Origin of the sequence: Pseudomonas sp. A-RE-19 (genome assembly GCF_019956555.1) — a bacterium.
Taxonomy (GTDB): Bacteria; Pseudomonadota; Gammaproteobacteria; order Pseudomonadales; family Pseudomonadaceae; genus Aquipseudomonas.
The window spans coordinates 67,724-82,891 of record NZ_JAHBDQ010000004.1 but is presented as its reverse complement, the minus strand read 5'-3'; the positions used below and the strand labels follow the sequence as shown (position 1 = coordinate 82,891).

Annotated in this window: 15 protein-coding genes; 10 read left to right on the top strand and 5 right to left on the bottom strand. The window is 61.1% G+C overall.

The window, feature by feature from the left end; translation table 11 throughout:
* Nucleotides 1-91: 91 nt before the first annotated feature.
* The 4 genes from KGB14_RS03285 to KGB14_RS03270 all read left to right on the top strand — a co-directional run bounded on the left by KGB14_RS03285 (nucleotide 92) and on the right by KGB14_RS03270 (nucleotide 2,769).
* Nucleotides 92-787, top strand: coding sequence for an OmpA family protein (locus tag KGB14_RS03285; RefSeq protein ID WP_223484081.1), 696 nt, complete (start codon nucleotides 92-94; stop codon nucleotides 785-787).
* Between the two features lie 90 nt (nucleotides 788-877).
* Entirely contained in the window at nucleotides 878-1,591 is a 714-nt protein-coding gene (locus KGB14_RS03280) for an OmpA family protein (RefSeq protein WP_223484080.1), read from the top strand.
* A 148-nt stretch (nucleotides 1,592-1,739) separates the two neighbouring features.
* A complete protein-coding gene (locus KGB14_RS03275; protein WP_223484079.1) occupies nucleotides 1,740-2,018 on the top strand; it encodes a DUF1145 domain-containing protein in 279 nt (92 codons plus the stop codon).
* The gene (locus KGB14_RS03270) at nucleotides 2,011-2,769 is read left to right on the top strand and encodes a collagen-like protein (RefSeq protein ID WP_223484078.1); all 759 of its coding nucleotides are present in this window, start codon (nucleotides 2,011-2,013) and stop codon (nucleotides 2,767-2,769) included. Before KGB14_RS03275 ends, KGB14_RS03270 begins: the two co-directional genes overlap by 8 nt.
* 138 nt (nucleotides 2,770-2,907) lie before the next feature.
* Here KGB14_RS03270 and KGB14_RS03265 read toward each other — a convergent pair whose 3' ends face one another.
* A complete protein-coding gene (locus KGB14_RS03265; RefSeq protein WP_223484077.1) occupies nucleotides 2,908-3,372 on the bottom strand; it encodes a CopD family protein in 465 nt (154 codons plus the stop codon).
* A 99-nt stretch (nucleotides 3,373-3,471) separates the two neighbouring features.
* Here KGB14_RS03265 and dinG point away from each other — a divergent pair, with 99 nt between their 5' ends.
* From dinG to pdxH, 5 genes are all read left to right on the top strand, one after another.
* Nucleotides 3,472-5,616 carry an ATP-dependent DNA helicase DinG gene (gene dinG, locus KGB14_RS03260; protein ID WP_223484076.1) on the top strand — a complete coding sequence of 715 codons (2,145 nt, stop codon included), beginning with the start codon at nucleotides 3,472-3,474 and terminating at the stop codon, nucleotides 5,614-5,616.
* A gap of 96 nt (nucleotides 5,617-5,712) precedes the next feature.
* Nucleotides 5,713-8,229, top strand: a complete 2,517-nt coding sequence (locus tag KGB14_RS03255) for a beta-galactosidase (protein WP_223484075.1) — start codon at nucleotides 5,713-5,715, stop codon at nucleotides 8,227-8,229.
* Nucleotides 8,230-8,425: 196 nt separating this feature from the next.
* Nucleotides 8,426-9,571 carry a serine hydrolase domain-containing protein gene (locus KGB14_RS03250; protein WP_223484074.1) on the top strand — a complete coding sequence of 382 codons (1,146 nt, stop codon included), beginning with the start codon at nucleotides 8,426-8,428 and terminating at the stop codon, nucleotides 9,569-9,571.
* Nucleotides 9,572-9,683: 112 nt separating this feature from the next.
* A complete protein-coding gene (locus tag KGB14_RS03245) occupies nucleotides 9,684-10,658 on the top strand; it encodes an OmpA family protein (protein WP_223484073.1) in 975 nt (324 codons plus the stop codon).
* 24 nt (nucleotides 10,659-10,682) lie between these two features.
* Nucleotides 10,683-11,330, top strand: coding sequence for a pyridoxamine 5'-phosphate oxidase (gene pdxH / locus KGB14_RS03240; RefSeq protein ID WP_223484072.1), 648 nt, complete (start codon nucleotides 10,683-10,685; stop codon nucleotides 11,328-11,330).
* A gap of 5 nt (nucleotides 11,331-11,335) precedes the next feature.
* On the opposite strand, the gene KGB14_RS03235 is transcribed toward pdxH, so the two are convergent.
* The gene (locus KGB14_RS03235; protein WP_223484071.1) at nucleotides 11,336-11,572 is read right to left on the bottom strand and encodes a hypothetical protein; all 237 of its coding nucleotides are present in this window, start codon (nucleotides 11,570-11,572) and stop codon (nucleotides 11,336-11,338) included.
* A gap of 169 nt (nucleotides 11,573-11,741) precedes the next feature.
* On the opposite strand from KGB14_RS03235, the gene KGB14_RS03230 reads away from it, so the two are divergent.
* A complete protein-coding gene (locus KGB14_RS03230; RefSeq protein WP_223484070.1) occupies nucleotides 11,742-12,206 on the top strand; it encodes a glycine zipper 2TM domain-containing protein in 465 nt (154 codons plus the stop codon).
* Nucleotides 12,207-12,328: 122 nt separating this feature from the next.
* Here KGB14_RS03230 and KGB14_RS03225 read toward each other — a convergent pair whose 3' ends face one another.
* The 3 genes from KGB14_RS03225 to nhaA form a co-directional block, all read right to left on the bottom strand.
* The gene (locus tag KGB14_RS03225; RefSeq protein ID WP_223484069.1) at nucleotides 12,329-12,553 is read right to left on the bottom strand and encodes a hypothetical protein; all 225 of its coding nucleotides are present in this window, start codon (nucleotides 12,551-12,553) and stop codon (nucleotides 12,329-12,331) included.
* Complete coding sequence (locus KGB14_RS03220) at nucleotides 12,550-13,734, bottom strand: colicin E3/pyocin S6 family cytotoxin (protein ID WP_223484068.1); 1,185 nt, start codon at nucleotides 13,732-13,734, stop codon at nucleotides 12,550-12,552. The genes KGB14_RS03225 and KGB14_RS03220 overlap by 4 nt, the downstream gene beginning before the upstream one ends.
* 121 nt (nucleotides 13,735-13,855) lie before the next feature.
* Nucleotides 13,856-15,043 (bottom strand): Na+/H+ antiporter NhaA, encoded by a 1,188-nt coding sequence (gene nhaA, locus KGB14_RS03215; protein WP_223484067.1) that lies wholly within the window; start codon nucleotides 15,041-15,043, stop codon nucleotides 13,856-13,858.
* Nucleotides 15,044-15,168 lie beyond the last annotated feature (125 nt).

The following is a 15,168-nucleotide window of genomic DNA, read 5'->3' as shown; positions in this document are numbered from 1 at the left end:
AAAACAGCAATGGACTATTGCTGGCGGAGATTAAAAGTCCGGTCTTTACTCCCTAGAATCGGTTATTAGCCGATCCCTCAGGAGAAACTAGATGAGCATAGTCAGGACAGCATTACCCTTGGTTCTGCTAACCAGTGTGTTGACTGGTTGCGCAGGTTTGCAGAAAACCGACTGGCCGACCTGTGCGGCGGTCGGTGGTGTCGTCGGTGCGGGGCTCGGCGCGACCGAGAGTTCGGCATGGGCGGGGTATGGCGCGCTGCTGGTCGGCGGCACGGCAGCAGCCTACTGCTGGGTGCATGGCGATGGCGATGAAGACGGCGATGGTGTGCCGGACAGTCGCGACAAGTGCCCGCACACACCTAAAGGCGTGCGGGTCGATGCCGACGGCTGCCCTCCACCCGCGCCTGCGCCGGTGGTCGAAGAGACGGCGGTGGTCAAGGAAGAAGTCATCGTCATCCGCGATGTCCACTTCCAGTTCGACTCGGCCAAACTCACCCCTTCCGATAAAGAGGTACTCAATACCGTTGCCACGCGCTTGAAACAGGAATCCGCCAGCGCCAGGCTGACCGTCACCGGTCATACCGACAGCGTCGGCAGCGATAAATACAACCAGAAACTGTCGGATAGACGCGCCCATTCGGTGGTGGAATACCTCATCTCCCAAGGCGTGCCACGCAGCAGTTTCGTGTCTGTGACCGGTGCCGGTGAAAGCCAGCCGGTGGCTGATAACAAAACCGCTGACGGCCGTGCGTTGAACCGTCGCACGGAAATCAAAATCGATCGCTAGGCCCCGGACGTTTCGCGGCTTGTACAGTCGCGGATGCGGGTCTTTACTCCTGTGTGACCGGTATGGGCCGGTGACACAGGAGCATTCATAATGAGCGTTCTTACAAGGACCGTCTTGCCGGCTCTGCTGCTTGGCAGTCTGTTGACCGGTTGCGCGACTCACAGCGATGGCACTGCCCCCCTGAATCAGCGAACCTGGCCGATCTGTAGCGTTATTGGCGGACTGGTCGGCGGCGGTTTGGGCGCGATCGAAAGTGGCGGTTGGGCAGCGGGTGGAGCGGCGCTCGGTATCTTGACCGGTGGCTTGATCTGTTACGCCCAGGATGGTGATGAAGACCATGATGGCGTCTTCGATCGACGTGATCGCTGCCCCGATACGCCCGCCAATACGCCTGTCGAACATCACGGTTGCCCGCTGCCGCAATACCCGGTCAACGTGAAACCTGTTGAACCACCGGTCTCCGAAGTCATCACCCTGAACGGTAACGTGCTGTTCGCTTACAACCAATCGACCCTGACGCTCGAAGCGCGCAGTGAGCTGGATTCGCTGATGGCCAAGTTGCAGAGCACCGATGTGGTGAGCGTCAAAGTCGTCGGCCATACCGACAGCCAGGGTTCGGATGCCTATAACCAGAAACTGTCGGAACGGCGTGCCAGCAGCGTGGCGGCCTATCTGTTGAGCCAGGGGCTGGCGCCGGACAAACTCACCAGCGAAGGCCGAGGCGAAAGCCAGCCGGTGGCTGATAACGCCACGGAAGAAGGGCGGGCACAAAACCGTCGTGTGGAGTTGCATATCAATCGCTAAGCCCCGTCATAGAGCCGTCGGATAACGATTCAGGCTGATCCGGCGGCCAAGCCGCGACCTTCTGGAAGAATTTTCTGTTGCCCTCTGGCTTATCCGGCGTGGAAGCCGTTACTGTGCGCGCAAAGAATAATTCTCAACGGAGGAGCGTATGAAGGTGTTTTGGGGGCTGGGGAAGTTATTGACCCTGCTGTTCTGGCTGGTGGTGCTGGTCAATCTGCTCATGCCGTTTGTTCATCCGCTGCATTTGCTGGTCAATCTGGCGGGCAGCGTGCTGGCAGGGCTCCATCTTCTGGAGCTGGTTTTCTGCAACCGCAGCCTCAAAGGTCGAGCCCACCCTTGGCGCGATCGCCTGAAGATTGTCTTTTTCGGTGTTTTTCACCTGCAAACCATTCCGGCCCCGGCCGCTTCGAAGGCCTCCCATGCGTAAACTCTGTCTGCTCGCCGCATTCATCAGCCCATTGGCCTGCGCGCAGGTCGTGAGTGTCGAAACCAACTCGCTGATGCGCTTGCCCAACACCACCAGCTCCTTGCAACTGGAGCGGCTGGAGGTCGCCGATTACGGCACTTTGCTGATTCCCTCGAACGTGACCGAAGTGACGGTCGGTGAATTACACCTGGGGCGTGACGCCCGGATTGCCATTGTGCCGAGCGAACAGGCGCTGGCGTTGAAGGTCAGCCGTGCCGAGTTGGCTGAAGGTAGCCAGATCACCGCACGGGGCGCGCCGGGGACTTACCTCAAGGCTGCCCGTTCGGGGCGCAACCTGAATGTGCAGATCAAGGCGCTGAAGGCGCCGCAATTGTTGGTAGACGCTCGCGGTGGCGCAGGCGCTCCGGGCTTTGTCGGCCTCGACGGCGCCAACGGCCAGGCGCCGGGTTGCACCTGGGGCCAGGCAGGACGCGGCGCCGATGGCAGTGATGGCAGCGACGGCCAGCCCGGTGCGCCAGGGGCTCTGGTTCGTCTGGAGCTACCACGCGATTATCCGGCTGAGCAGATCAAGGTCGAGGTTGCGGGCGGGGAAGGTGGTGCGGCAGGGCCCGGTGGCAAACCAGGGGCGGGCGGCAAGGCCAAGGGTTGCTTCGTGTATAAAGCCGATGGCGGCAAGAGCGGCCGCCCCGGTGCCGACGGCCAGCCAGGGCCTGCGGGGGTGGCGGGGTCGGTGAGCATTCAGCGGTTGTAAGCAGCTTCTGAAATGTTTGTCGTCAGATAGATAGCTTTCGCGGGCAAGTCGGATCGCCGCACCGCTCGCTCCTACAGATTTTGCGTTGGTTTACAAACAACATGAATCCTGTAGGAGCGAGGCTTGCCCGCGAAGCTTTTAGAACATCGGCCGAGCCGCAGCAATCGCCACCAACACCAACCCGACTACCAGGTTAATCCCCACTAACCGGCGAATCTTACTCAGTACCGCCGCACCCGTCGGCCAATCCTGAGCCGCCACCGCCGTGCGCAGTTCCGGCAGCAGCAATGCCTGGATCCGGATAAACAGCGCGGTCATCACCACGTACAACCCCATCATCACCTGCACATACCGCGGCGCCGCTTCAAACCCGGCGAACTGCAGATGAATCATGCCCACGCCGCTGATCGGCAAAAGCACCACCGCGACCCAGACCCAGCGGAAAAAACCTTGAAACACTTCCACCCACAGCTTCAACCGGGCAGGGCCTTCCAGCGCCTTCATCGCCGCGGGACGCAGGACCATCCAGGCGAAAAACATGCCGCCGACCCACATCAGCGCGGCCAGGACATGCAGGGTATAAACGATGCCAAAAGGTGTCATTGGGGTACTCCGTTCTGCGCGGGATTAATTAGCGGGGTATGATAGCCGCCGAACCGAACCACTGAAAATTTATCCAGCATTTTTAGCGCCCGACAATCCATGATCAGCACCGAACTCAAAACCACGATCCAGGGCGCCTATTCGCGTTTTCTCGAAGCCAAGAGCCTCAAGCCGCGCTACGGCCAACGCCTGATGATCGCCGAAATTGCCAAAGTCCTCGGTGCCATCGACACCGACGATGAAGGCCGGCGCAGTGGCGACCCCGCGATTGTCGCGGTGGAAGCCGGCACCGGTACCGGTAAAACCGTGGCCTACAGCCTGGCGGCCATCCCCGCCGCGAAGGCCGCCGGCAAGCGTCTGGTGATCGCCACGGCCACCGTGGCCCTGCAAGAACAGATCGTCTACAAGGATTTGCCCGACCTGATGCGCAACAGCGGGCTGAACTTCAGCTTCGCCCTGGCCAAGGGGCGGGGGCGCTACATGTGCCTGTCCAAGCTCGACATGTTGCTCCAGGAAGGTCACGCGCAAACCGCCACCGCGCAGCTGTTCGAAGAAGAAGGCTTCAAGATCGAGGTCGACGAGGCCAGCCAGAAGCTGTTTACCAGCATGATCGAGAAGCTCGCCGGCAATAAATGGGACGGCGACCGCGACAGTTGGTCGACGGCGCTGGAAGACGCCGATTGGGCGCGCCTGACCACCGATCACAGCCAGTGCACCAACCGCCATTGCCCGAACTTCGGCCAGTGCGCCTTCTACAAGGCCCGCGAAGGCATGGGCAAGGTCGACGTGATCGTCACCAACCACGACATGGTCCTGGCCGACCTGGCCCTGGGCGGCGGCGCGGTACTGCCGGACCCGCGTGACACGATCTATGTGTTCGACGAAGGCCATCACCTGCCGGACAAAGCCATCGGCCACTTCGCGCATTACACACGCCTGCGTTCTACCGCCGACTGGCTGGAAACCACCGCCAAGAACCTCACCAAACTGTTGGCCCAGCACCCGCTTCCGGGCGATCTGGGCAAATTGATCGAGCAGGTGCCGGAGCTGGCCCGGGAGATCAAGTCCCAGCAGCAGTTCATGTTCAGCGCCTGCGAGCAAGCCGCGGACTTCAAACCCGGCGAAGACGTCGAAGGTCGCGAGCGGCCGCGGCACCGTTTCGTCGGCGGGGTGATTCCCGAGCACATGCGCGAAATGGGTATCGAGCTGAAGAAGGGCTTTGCCCGCCTGACCGACCTGTTCACCCGGCTCACCGAACTGCTCAAGGAAGGCATGGACGGCGAGGTCAACATCGGCATTGCGAGCAACCAGGCCGAAGAGTGGTATCCGCTGTTCGGCAGCCTGCTGTCCCGTTCTTCGGGCAACTGGGAGCTGTGGACCGCCTTCACCGTCGAAGACCCGGAAGACAACCCGCCCATGGCCCGTTGGCTGACCCTGGCCGAAAGCGGTTCGCTGTTCGACATCGAGGTCAATGCCAGCCCGATCCTGGCGGCGGACATGCTCCGACGCAATCTCTGGAACGTGGCCTACGGGGCGTTGGTGACATCGGCGACCCTGACCGCCCTCGGCACTTTCGACCGCTTCCGCATGCGTGCCGGCCTGCCTAAAACAGCCGTGACCGCCGTGGTCCCGAGCCCGTTCCATCATGCTGACGCTGGCGTGCTGCGGGTGCCGGACCTGAAAGCCGACCCGCGTGACGCGCCGGCTCACACGGCGGCGATCATCCGCGATCTGCCGCAACTGGTAGAAGGTTCTCGTGGCACCCTGGTGCTGTTCTCGTCGCGTAAGCAGATGCAGGACGTGTTCGACGGGCTGGACCGCGACTGGCGCAAGCAAGTGTTCATTCAAGGCAACCTGTCGAAGCAGGAAACCCTGAACAAGCATAAGGCGCGGGTCGATGGCGGGGATTCCAGCGTGCTGTTCGGCCTGGCGAGTTTCGCCGAAGGCGTGGATTTGCCCGGTGCTTACTGCGAACACGTGGTGATCGCCAAGATTCCGTTCTCGGTGCCCGACGATCCAGTCGAAGCCGCGCTGGCGGAGTGGATCGAGGCCCGTGGCGGCAATCCGTTCATGGAAATCTCCGTGCCCGACGCCTCGCTGAAACTGGTCCAGGCCTGCGGGCGCTTGCTGCGAACCGAAGAAGACCGCGGCACCATCACCTTGCTCGACCGCCGTCTGGTCACGCAACGCTACGGCAAAGCTATTCTCAATGCGTTGCCGCCATTCCGTCGTGAAATTTCCTGATACGCCGGTGGGCAAATAAGCCCGCCGCGTTGTCTACCTCACTGCCACCGCTTTTTCACTGGCCCATTGATGGTCGTTTGGGAGAACCACGTTCCTATGATTCGCCGTTCGTTGCCTGCCGTTTTTGCCTTGATGTTCGCAGCCCCTTTGCTGGCGGCCCCTGCCGGCCAGCAGACGCTGTTCAACTTTGTGCGTCCCGCCGACGTGGTTCAGGTGACGACCCAGGACGCCAGCCTGCCGCAATCCAACGCGGAGCAAACGGGCGAAGGCGAAGTACTGCGCCGCGTGACCTTCAACCCGGTCGCCCAGCCGACCTTGCGCCTGACACCGCAGATCGGTGCCTGGGACTGGTCGCAGTCGGGCGTCATGAGCCTGCGGATCCAGAGCGCGATGAACTGGGCCGTGACCCTGTACGTGAAAATCCAGAGCAACGACGGCAAAACCCTGGTCAGCCGTGTCGATCTGCCGGCCGGCCCTGCGCAAACCCTGCTGGTGCCACTGCAACCGAGTTCGCCTTTGAGCCAAGGCATGAAAGCGGGCCCGCCGATGCCGATGAACTTCGAGGGGCAGCGTGTATTGCTGGCCAGTAGCGCCGGGGAGCTGGATCGCAGCCAGGTGGTGTCGGTGACCTTGTCGATGGATCAGCCCAAAGTCGCCCAAAGCATCCTGCTTGAGCGCTTCGGCGTGCAGGACGGCGAGGCTGTCACCAAGGCCGCTTATGGCGGATTGGTGGACGCCTACGGTCAGTCGACCCGGACCAAATGGCCGGAGAAGGTCAGCAGCGACGAGCAACTGAAATCCGCCGCCGCCAAAGAACAGCAACAACTGAAAACCTGGCTGGCCGAGCGCGAGAAGCAGCCCCTGGACAAATTTGGCGGCTGGACCAAAGGCCCGGCGTTCAAGGCCAGCGGCTTTTTCCGCACCGAGAAGCGCGACGGTCGCTGGTACCTCGTGACCCCTGAAGGTCATCCGTTCTATTCCCTCGGCGTCAACACCGTGACCCCGAGTATCAACCAGACCTACGTTGCCGGTCGCGAGTGGATGTTCGAATCCCTGCCCAAGCCCGCCGAGCCCTTGGCCGCTTATTATGGCGAAGGCGACAACCGTGGCGGCAACGGCGCGGATCAGGGTCGAGGCTACAACGCCGGTCGCTGGTACGATTTTTATGGCGCCAACCTGCAGCGTCTGTATGGCGAACCTTGCGCACCGGGCAGCAACACCAAGGCAGGTGTCGCCGAAGCCGCCAAGGCCGATGCGGTCGAGGCGACGGCCGATAAGGCCGCCGAGCAATCAGTCGCTCCTGCGGCTACTGAGTCCGGGGCCGGTGTTGCCGAAGCGGCCAAGACCGGTGCCGTTGAAGCGTCAGTCGAAAAAGCGGCCGGGCAAACGGCCGCCGAACCCTGCAAAGTGGTTCTCGATGAACAGCGTTGGGCCAGTCACACCCTCGATCGCCTGCAAGCCTGGGGTTTTAACACCATCGGCAACTGGAGCGCACCGCAGTTGGGTAATGCCGACCGTGTGCCGTACACCTTGCCGCTGTCGATCGTCGGCGATTACGCCAGCATCAGCACCGGCACCGATTGGTGGGGCGGCATGCCTGACCCGTTCGATCCGCGTTTCGCCATGGCCACCGAGCGCGCCGTGGCCATCGCCGCCCGCGACCATCGCGACGATCCGTGGCTGATCGGTTACTTCGCCGACAATGAACTGGCCTGGGCCGGTCCCGGCGATGACCCGAAGGCCCGTTATGCGTTGGCTTACGGCACTTTGAAAATGACCACCGACGTGCCGGCCAAACGTGCATTCCTCAAACAGCTGCGCGACAAGTACCGCAACCAGGCGGGGCTGTCGAAAGCCTGGGGCATTGATCTGCCGGCCTGGGAGCTGATGGAAGACCCGGGCTTCGTGCCGCCGCAGCCGAGCGCCGAACACCCGGAAATCGAAGCCGACTTCAAATATTTCCAGAAGGTCTTCGCCGACACTTACTTCAAGACCATTTCCGATTCGCTCAAGTGGCACGCACCCAACCACCTGCTGCTGGGCGGCCGCTTTGCCATCAGTACCCCTGAAGCGGTCGAGTCCTGCGCCCAATACTGCGACGTGTTGAGCTTCAACATGTACACGCTGCAACCCCAGGACGGTTACGACTTCGCCACACTGCGCAGCCTGGACAAGCCGGTGCTGATCACCGAGTTCAACTTCGGTTCGGCGGATCGTGGCCCGTACTGGGGCGGCGTGACGCAACTGGCGAAAGAAGAAGATCGCGGCCCGGCCTACGCCAACTTCCTCAAGCAGGCGATGAGCGAACCGTCGATTGTCGGGGTGCACTGGTTCCAGTACCTCGATCAACCGGTAACCGGTCGTCTGCTGGACGGCGAGAACGGGCACTTCGGGCTGGTGGGCATTACCGATCTGCCGTTCCAGGGGTTCGTCGACAGTGTGCGCAAGAGCAATGGGCAGACCGTCGATCAACTCGGCAAAGAGATCGAGAAGGCCAGGGCCGAGGCCGAAAAAGCCAGCCACGATGCCGAGGGCGGCAGGAAAGGCGAGGCAGGCAAAGGCCCGGGGAAGGGCGCTGGCCATGCGGGTGGGCATTCCGCTAATGGCCATTAACCCCTGAAATCGCCAGGATCGCAGCCTTCGGCAGCTCCTACAGGGTGTACTCAACCTCACTGTAGGAGCTGCCGCAGGCTGCGATCTTTTGATCTTGATCTTGAATTGACCGCCCGGCCCGACCCTGTTCCCAAAACCCTCAAGGGCTGGAACAATGCGGGCCACTTTGTAGAGCGTTTATCCGGGAGAGTTGCGGGTGCAGATTCAGGGTCATTACGAGCTTAAGTTCGAAGCGGTGCGCGAAGCGTTCGCAGCGCTGTTCGACGATCCTCAGGAACGTGGCGCGGCGTTGTGCATCCGGATCGGCGGTGAAACCGTCCTCGACCTCTGGGCCGGTACCGCCGACAAGGACGGCCTTGAGGCCTGGCACAGCGACACCATCGCCAACCTGTTCTCCTGCACCAAAACCTTCACCGCGGTGACCGCGCTGCAATTGGTGGCCGAAGGCAAGCTGCAACTGGATGCCCCGGTCGCCCGCTACTGGCCCGAGTTCGCTGCCGCCGGCAAAGAATCCGTGACCCTGCGCCAATTGCTCTGCCATCAGGCCGGCCTGCCGGCTCTGCGCGAGTTGCTGCCCCCCGAAGCGCTTTACGACTGGCAGACCATGGTCGATGCGCTGGCCGCCGAAGCGCCGTGGTGGACGCCGGGTGAAGGTCACGGTTATGCGGCAATCACCTATGGCTGGCTGGTCGGTGAGTTGCTGCGTCGCGCCGATGGTCGTGGGCCGGGCGAATCCATTGTGGCGCGGGTCGCGAAGCCGTTGGGGCTGGATTTCCACGTTGGCCTCGCCGACAAAGAGTTCCATCGCGTGGCGCACATCGCCCGCAGCAAAGGCAACCTCGGCGATGCCGCGGCCCAGCGCTTGCTGCAAGTGACCATGCGCGAACCGACGGCCATGACCACGCGGGCCTTCACCAACCCGCCGTCTATCATGACCAGCACCAACAAACCGGAATGGCGGCGCATGCAGCAGCCGGCCGCCAACGGCCACGGCAATGCTCGCAGCCTGGCCGGTTTCTACGCCGATCTGCTCGACGGCAGCCTGCTGGAAAGCGAAATGCTCGATGAGCTGACCCGCGAACACAGCCTCGGCGAGGACAAGACTTTGCTGACCCGGACCCGCTTTGGCCTGGGTTGCATGCTCGATCAACCGGACGTACCCAACGCCACCTACGGCCTCGGCCCACGGGCGTTCGGGCATCCGGGCGCCGGCGGTTCCATCGGCTTTGCTGACCCGGAATACGATGTGGCCTTCGGCTTTGTGACCAATACTCTGGGGCCGTACGTCTTGATGGATCCACGGGCCCAAAAGCTTGTGCGAGTACTGGCCACTTGTCTGTAAATCACGCTTAAGGGGGCCAGGGCCGGAACCCGAAAGCTTTTGTGGTTTCAAAGCGCTGTTTATCCGGGGCAACCCGGTCTGATTCTCCATTACTACATTTTGTGGATATCCCATGTCTTCCAATAAAACCCTCGCCCTGGCCCTGTGCTTAGCCATCACCGGTTGCGCACAAACCCCACAAAATGACGCAGCTGGCGGCAGCAGCTGGTGGCCGTTCGGTTCTTCCGACAAGGTCGCGGCTAAAGAACCCGCCCCGGCCCCAGCGCCCCTGAAACCTGCTGCCACAGCCCCCGTCGCCAAGGCCGAAGCCGATGCCGGTGGCAAGTGGTGGTGGCCATTCGGCGGCAAGGAGCAGAGCACCGCCAAGGCCGTGCCGATGCCCGATCCGAAAGTCACCCAAGCCTGGCTCGACGACTACGAACCGCGCCTGCGTGAGGCGATCAAGGACAGTAACCTGAAACTTGAGCGCCGTGAAAACGTACTGGTCGTTACGGCACCGGTAGACGGCACATTCAACCCTGATCGTCCGGCCATGTTGCTGCCGGTGACCCTCGGTCCATTTACCCATGTCGCGAAAATTCTCGAAGCCGATCCAAAGACTGCGGTGCTGGTACTGGGTCACAGTGATACGTCGGGCGCCGCACCGGCCAACGTGAAACTGAGTCAGGAGCGCGCCCAAGCGGTGGCGGCGATCTTCCGCCTCAGCGGTCTGCAGCGTGATCGCCTGATGCTGCGTGGCATGGGCGGTGACGCACCGCGTGCCGCCAACGACAGTGCTGAAGGTCGTGCCTTGAACCGTCGCGTCGAGCTGCTGGTGACACCGGCAAATACCATGGTCGCGTTGCTGAGCAAGTACAACATGCCAGCTCCAGCGCCAGTGACAGCGGTCGCCGCGCAAGACGTCAAGCCAGTGGCCAAGCCTGTGACCCCGGCGCCAGCTGCCAAGAAAGCGGCTGTACCAGCGAAGAAAAAGGCACCGGCCAAGAAAGCGGCCGCCAAGGCTCCAGCCAAAAAAGCCATCGCGAAAAAGGCTGCGCCCGCTGCCGACACCAAGAAAATTGCTGTCAGCGATGACACAAAGAAGTGATTCGTTAACCAAAAGGAATGCGCCATGACCCGGCCCTTGGCAGATATGCGTCGCGATTACACCCGAGATGGCCTGACCGAGGCGCAAGCCCCGGCCGAGCCGTTCGCGCTGTTCCATCAGTGGTTTGCCGACGCGGTGAAAACCGAGCAGGTACCGGTGGAGGCGAATGCCATGACGCTGGCCACCGTCGATCAGGACGGTCGGCCGCACTGCCGCATTCTGCTGCTCAAGGGCCTGGACGAGCAGGGCTTCACCTTCTTCACCAACTACGAAAGCGACAAGGGTCAGCAATTGGCCGCCAATCCATTTGCGGCCATGACGTTCTTCTGGCCGGCCCTGGAGCGCCAGGTGCGCATCGAAGGCCGGGTGGTGAAGGTCACGCCTGAAGAGTCCGACGCCTACTATCAGGTTCGCCCTCTGGGCAGCCGTCTCGGTGCCTGGGCGTCGCCCCAGAGCCAGGTGATTGCTGATCGCGGCGAACTGGAAGCGCTGCTCAAAAACACGGAGCAACGATTCAGCGACACTCAGCCTCACTGCCCCGAGCACTGGGGCGGTTATCGTCTGCTACCCGAGCGCATCGAATTCTGGCAGGGCCGTCCGAGCCGTCTGCACGATCGCCTCAACTACCGCTTGCAGGGCGCTGACTGGGTTCGTGAGCGCCTGGCCCCTTAAACAGTCTACCGATCGGGATACCCTGCCGCAGCGGCCTCAAGCCACTGCGGCAGGTCCCGACGCTTGATCTTCTGCGCATGAGCGTTCGCCAGTTGCTGGAGCATAAAGGCTCTTTTCTGTTCGTCTTTACCCGCCAGTGACAACGCCAGGTCGCGGTCCATCCAGCGTTTGATCCGCACGTACAGCCACCAGTGGAAGTACAAGCCGGCGACGGTCGTGACAACAATGATGAAGTAATCCATGAAAATCCTTGGGGCAATGGCGCAGATTTTGTAATTTGACGTTACTGTGTGCAGAGTTCGAGAAAGCGCCTGTACTTGGCCTGAATGAAACCAATTTTATCCGGGCGATGCCGTGACAGGCGTCAAGCCGCGGAGTTTAATGGATACCTGTCCTATGGAGTTTGATGCTATGCGTAAGTCTGTTCTGCTGGTTGCTTCCTTTTCCACGATGGCGATGTTGCTCTCCGGTTGCCAATCGAGCCTGACCGGTGACTCCTACTCCCGTGACGAAGCGCGTCGTGTGCAGACGATTCGCATGGGTACCATCGAAGCCTTGCGTCCAGTGAAAATCGAAGGCACCAAAACCCCGATCGGCGGCGCCGCCGGTGCAGTCGTGGGTGGTGTTGGTGGTAGCGCTATCGGCGGCGGTCGCGGCAGCATCGTCGCAGCGGTCATCGGCGCCGTCGCTGGCGGCTTGGTAGGTTCGGCTGCCGAAGAAGGCCTGACCCGTACTCAAGGCGTTGAAATCACCGTGCGCGAAGACGATGGCAGCATGCGCGCCTACGTGCAGGAAGTTCAGCCAAACGAAGTGTTCCGCGTGGGTGAGCGGGTGCGGATCTCCACTGTGGGTGGGACGAGCCGCGTTTCGCACTAAGCGGGACTTAGGGTGAAAGAAAACCCCGATCAGGTGACTGGTCGGGGTTTTTGCTTTTGGGGATTGTTATGGATGGCGCGGGTACTGACAGACGTCGTATGCAAGTTGTTTTCGATAACTCGTTAGTCGTGTGATGTCAGAAATAATTCGAGATTCTTAGGCAGATCGAGTGAGCATGCTTTTTCTATATCGATGATTTGTTGTTCGGTAAGGCGATAGTCATGTAATGAGTCTTCGTCTTTCTCCCACCCCATAATCAGTTTGAGTTCGATGGTGGAAATAGGGATCTGCTTCTCAAATGAAGGAAAATCCTCGCCTTTCGGAACCCCCATAATTAAATGCTTCATGGCTCTACCTTCCTTGTTGGATCTGCTGGTTTGTTCTGAGTGCCAGTTTCATGGTTGAACTCGCCCAAGTGTTTTCCACGCTTGTTGTACTTTTCAACGGCTCCATGCTGGAAGTCCCACTCGTAAATCGTTCCGCTTCTATCCTTCCAGCGTGGGCGCAATCCGCCCCCACCTTTGATTGGGGTTTTTGGGCTAGCCCATTTAGCGTCTGGAAAAGCTGGCAGAGATGCAGGTTTTGGATGGTAGTTAAGCTGAGGCATGCTCAGCACGATGTAAACCGGCAACACCCCCGAATCCGCCGGAAACACAAGAATGAAATCCTTGTACTCCGGCGGATACACCGGGTTCACGATGATGCTGTCAGCCGCCTTCGTCGGCGGGTAAACCCAGATGTGCGGCGCTTGCGGTGCGGCTTCCAAAGCGGGGATGCCAAGGACGTTTGAACCGTCCTCGGCCGGTGTCCAGACCAGCTCGACGCCGTCCCCCAGATCAGCCACTTGCTGACTGCCGCGCAAGGTGAATTGCACGACATCGACCATCTCCCAGTCACGGTTTTTACCGGTATAGAAACCGTATCCCTTGAGACTGCCGTCAGCCTGTTGCTCTACCCGCAGTCGAACGCGGGTGCGGGCCTGTTTGAGGGCGCGCAGTTGGTCTTCGGTGTAGAGCGAGCTGTCGCCAAGGCTCGACGGTATGACCAGGGCCACCAAGCCTGCCAAGGTGGCCACAGCGGTGCTGGCGGCGACCGCGGGCAGTGCGGCGAACGCTGAGCCGGCCAAAGCAAAGCTGCCGAAACCTGCCGGAATCGCAGTGCCACTGATTTTCTTGAGCGGCACGACACCGCTTTCATCGGCCTCGCGAGCACCGAGCAGAACCAGCTCGCCGTAGTCTTTCAGGCTGTCGGTCGGAACAACACCGGAGGGATTCGTGTAGTCGATGATTGCGTCGGGCAGCTTGCAGGACTTGGCGAACACGCAACCCGCGCGGACGACGTCGTCCTTTTTCGCTGCGACTTGAAGGCTGTCTTCGAAGGCCTGCTGCCTGGCCAGCATGGCGTCGTAGGCATTTTGCCTGGCGTCCCGCTCGGCCAGTTCGGTGGCGGTCATGTAACGGTAGGTGACGTGATGCCCGTCGCCTGACGGTGGGTTTTTAACCCGGGGGATGTCCTTGTTGCCAGCCACTGATTGCCCTTTCGCTCGTCCATCGGCAACCCCGGAAAGAGGGGCTGCACGACGTTAACGAACGTGGCTAATCGTGGCTGTAGGACGAATCCTGAATGTCGCTAAGAGTGTTCTCTATCGTTCAGGAAGGCAGGGCGGTGTTCTTGCGACTCGCCGCCGCCGTCACCGCATAACCGATCAATGCCGCCAGTATCGAGCCGGTCAAAATCCCCATGCGGTCCATTCCGGCGTATTCACTGGTGCCGGGCTCGAAGGCCAGGGAGCCGACAAACAGGCTCATGGTGAAACCGATGCCGCAGAGGATCGCCACGCCCAGCACCTGACCCCAGTTGGCACCTTGGGGCAGGGTGGCGATGCCGATTTTTACCGCCAGCCAGGTCAGGCCGAACACGCCGACCGTCTTGCCCAGCAGCAGGCCGACGGCAATGCCCATCGGCACATGGTGGGTGAAGCTTTCGACGGTCACGCCGCTCAGGGACAGGCCGGCGTTGGCGAAGGCGAACAGCGGCAGGATGCCGTAGGCCACCCACGGATGCAGGGCATGTTCCAGGGTCAGCAGCGGCGAAGGCTCGGCGTTTTTCGTGCGCAGTGGAATGCAGAAGGCCAGGGTCACACCGGCCAGCGTGGCATGCACGCCGCTCTTGAGCACGCAGACCCAGAGGATCAGCCCGATGATCATGTACGGCCCAAGCTTCACCACGCCGAGTCGGTTCATCCCGATCAAGGCCGCGATGCAGGCCGCGGCCAGCGCCAGGGACAAGGTCGACAGTGCGCCGGAATAGAAGATCGCGATGATGATGATTGCGCCCAGGTCGTCGATGATCGCCAGGGTCATCAGGAACAGTTTCAGCGACACCGGTACGCGTTTACCCAGCAGGGCCAGTACGCCGAGGGCGAAGGCGATGTCGGTGGCTGTCGGGATGGCCCAGCCACCCAGGGCGGACGGGTTGTCGCGGTTGAGGAACCAGTAGATCAGCGCCGGCACCACCATGCCGCCAATCGCCGCCGCGCCGGGCAGGACGATCTGCGACGGTTTCGACAGCTGGCCGTCGAGGACTTCGCGTTTCACTTCCAGGCCGATCAGCAGGAAGAACAGGGCCATCAAACCGTCGTTGATCCACAGCAGCAGTGGCTTGGCGATTTTCAGCGCGCCGATCTGAGCCACCACGGGGGTGTCCAGCAGGCTGCTATAGAGCCACGACAGCGATGAGTTGTTGATGATCAGGGCGAGAGCGGCCGCGGCGATCAATAACAGACCGCTGGCAGCTTCCAACTGAAAGAAACGCGTGAACGTGCTACGCAGAGGCAAGGTCGCTCTCCATCGATGAATTCAAAAGGTGGCACACCCTAACCCGTACCGTTAGTTGTTAAAACAAAAGTTATATTCTTTTTTGTTATATGCCGTTACAACGCGGACGGTCAGCAAAGGCCTGA

Coding starts and splice junctions, on each gene's coding strand:
- KGB14_RS03285 (WP_223484081.1), top strand. CDS start 92: ATGAGCATAGTCAGGACAGCATTACCCTTGGTTCTGCTAACCAGTGTG.
- KGB14_RS03280 (WP_223484080.1), top strand. CDS start 878: ATGAGCGTTCTTACAAGGACCGTCTTGCCGGCTCTGCTGCTTGGCAGT.
- KGB14_RS03275 (WP_223484079.1), top strand. CDS start 1,740: ATGAAGGTGTTTTGGGGGCTGGGGAAGTTATTGACCCTGCTGTTCTGG.
- KGB14_RS03270 (WP_223484078.1), top strand. CDS start 2,011: ATGCGTAAACTCTGTCTGCTCGCCGCATTCATCAGCCCATTGGCCTGC.
- KGB14_RS03265 (WP_223484077.1), bottom strand. CDS start 3,372: ATGACACCTTTTGGCATCGTTTATACCCTGCATGTCCTGGCCGCGCTG.
- dinG (WP_223484076.1), top strand. CDS start 3,472: ATGATCAGCACCGAACTCAAAACCACGATCCAGGGCGCCTATTCGCGT.
- KGB14_RS03255 (WP_223484075.1), top strand. CDS start 5,713: ATGATTCGCCGTTCGTTGCCTGCCGTTTTTGCCTTGATGTTCGCAGCC.
- KGB14_RS03245 (WP_223484073.1), top strand. CDS start 9,684: ATGTCTTCCAATAAAACCCTCGCCCTGGCCCTGTGCTTAGCCATCACC.
- pdxH (WP_223484072.1), top strand. CDS start 10,683: ATGACCCGGCCCTTGGCAGATATGCGTCGCGATTACACCCGAGATGGC.
- KGB14_RS03235 (WP_223484071.1), bottom strand. CDS start 11,572: ATGGATTACTTCATCATTGTTGTCACGACCGTCGCCGGCTTGTACTTC.
- KGB14_RS03230 (WP_223484070.1), top strand. CDS start 11,742: ATGCGTAAGTCTGTTCTGCTGGTTGCTTCCTTTTCCACGATGGCGATG.
- KGB14_RS03225 (WP_223484069.1), bottom strand. CDS start 12,553: ATGAAGCATTTAATTATGGGGGTTCCGAAAGGCGAGGATTTTCCTTCA.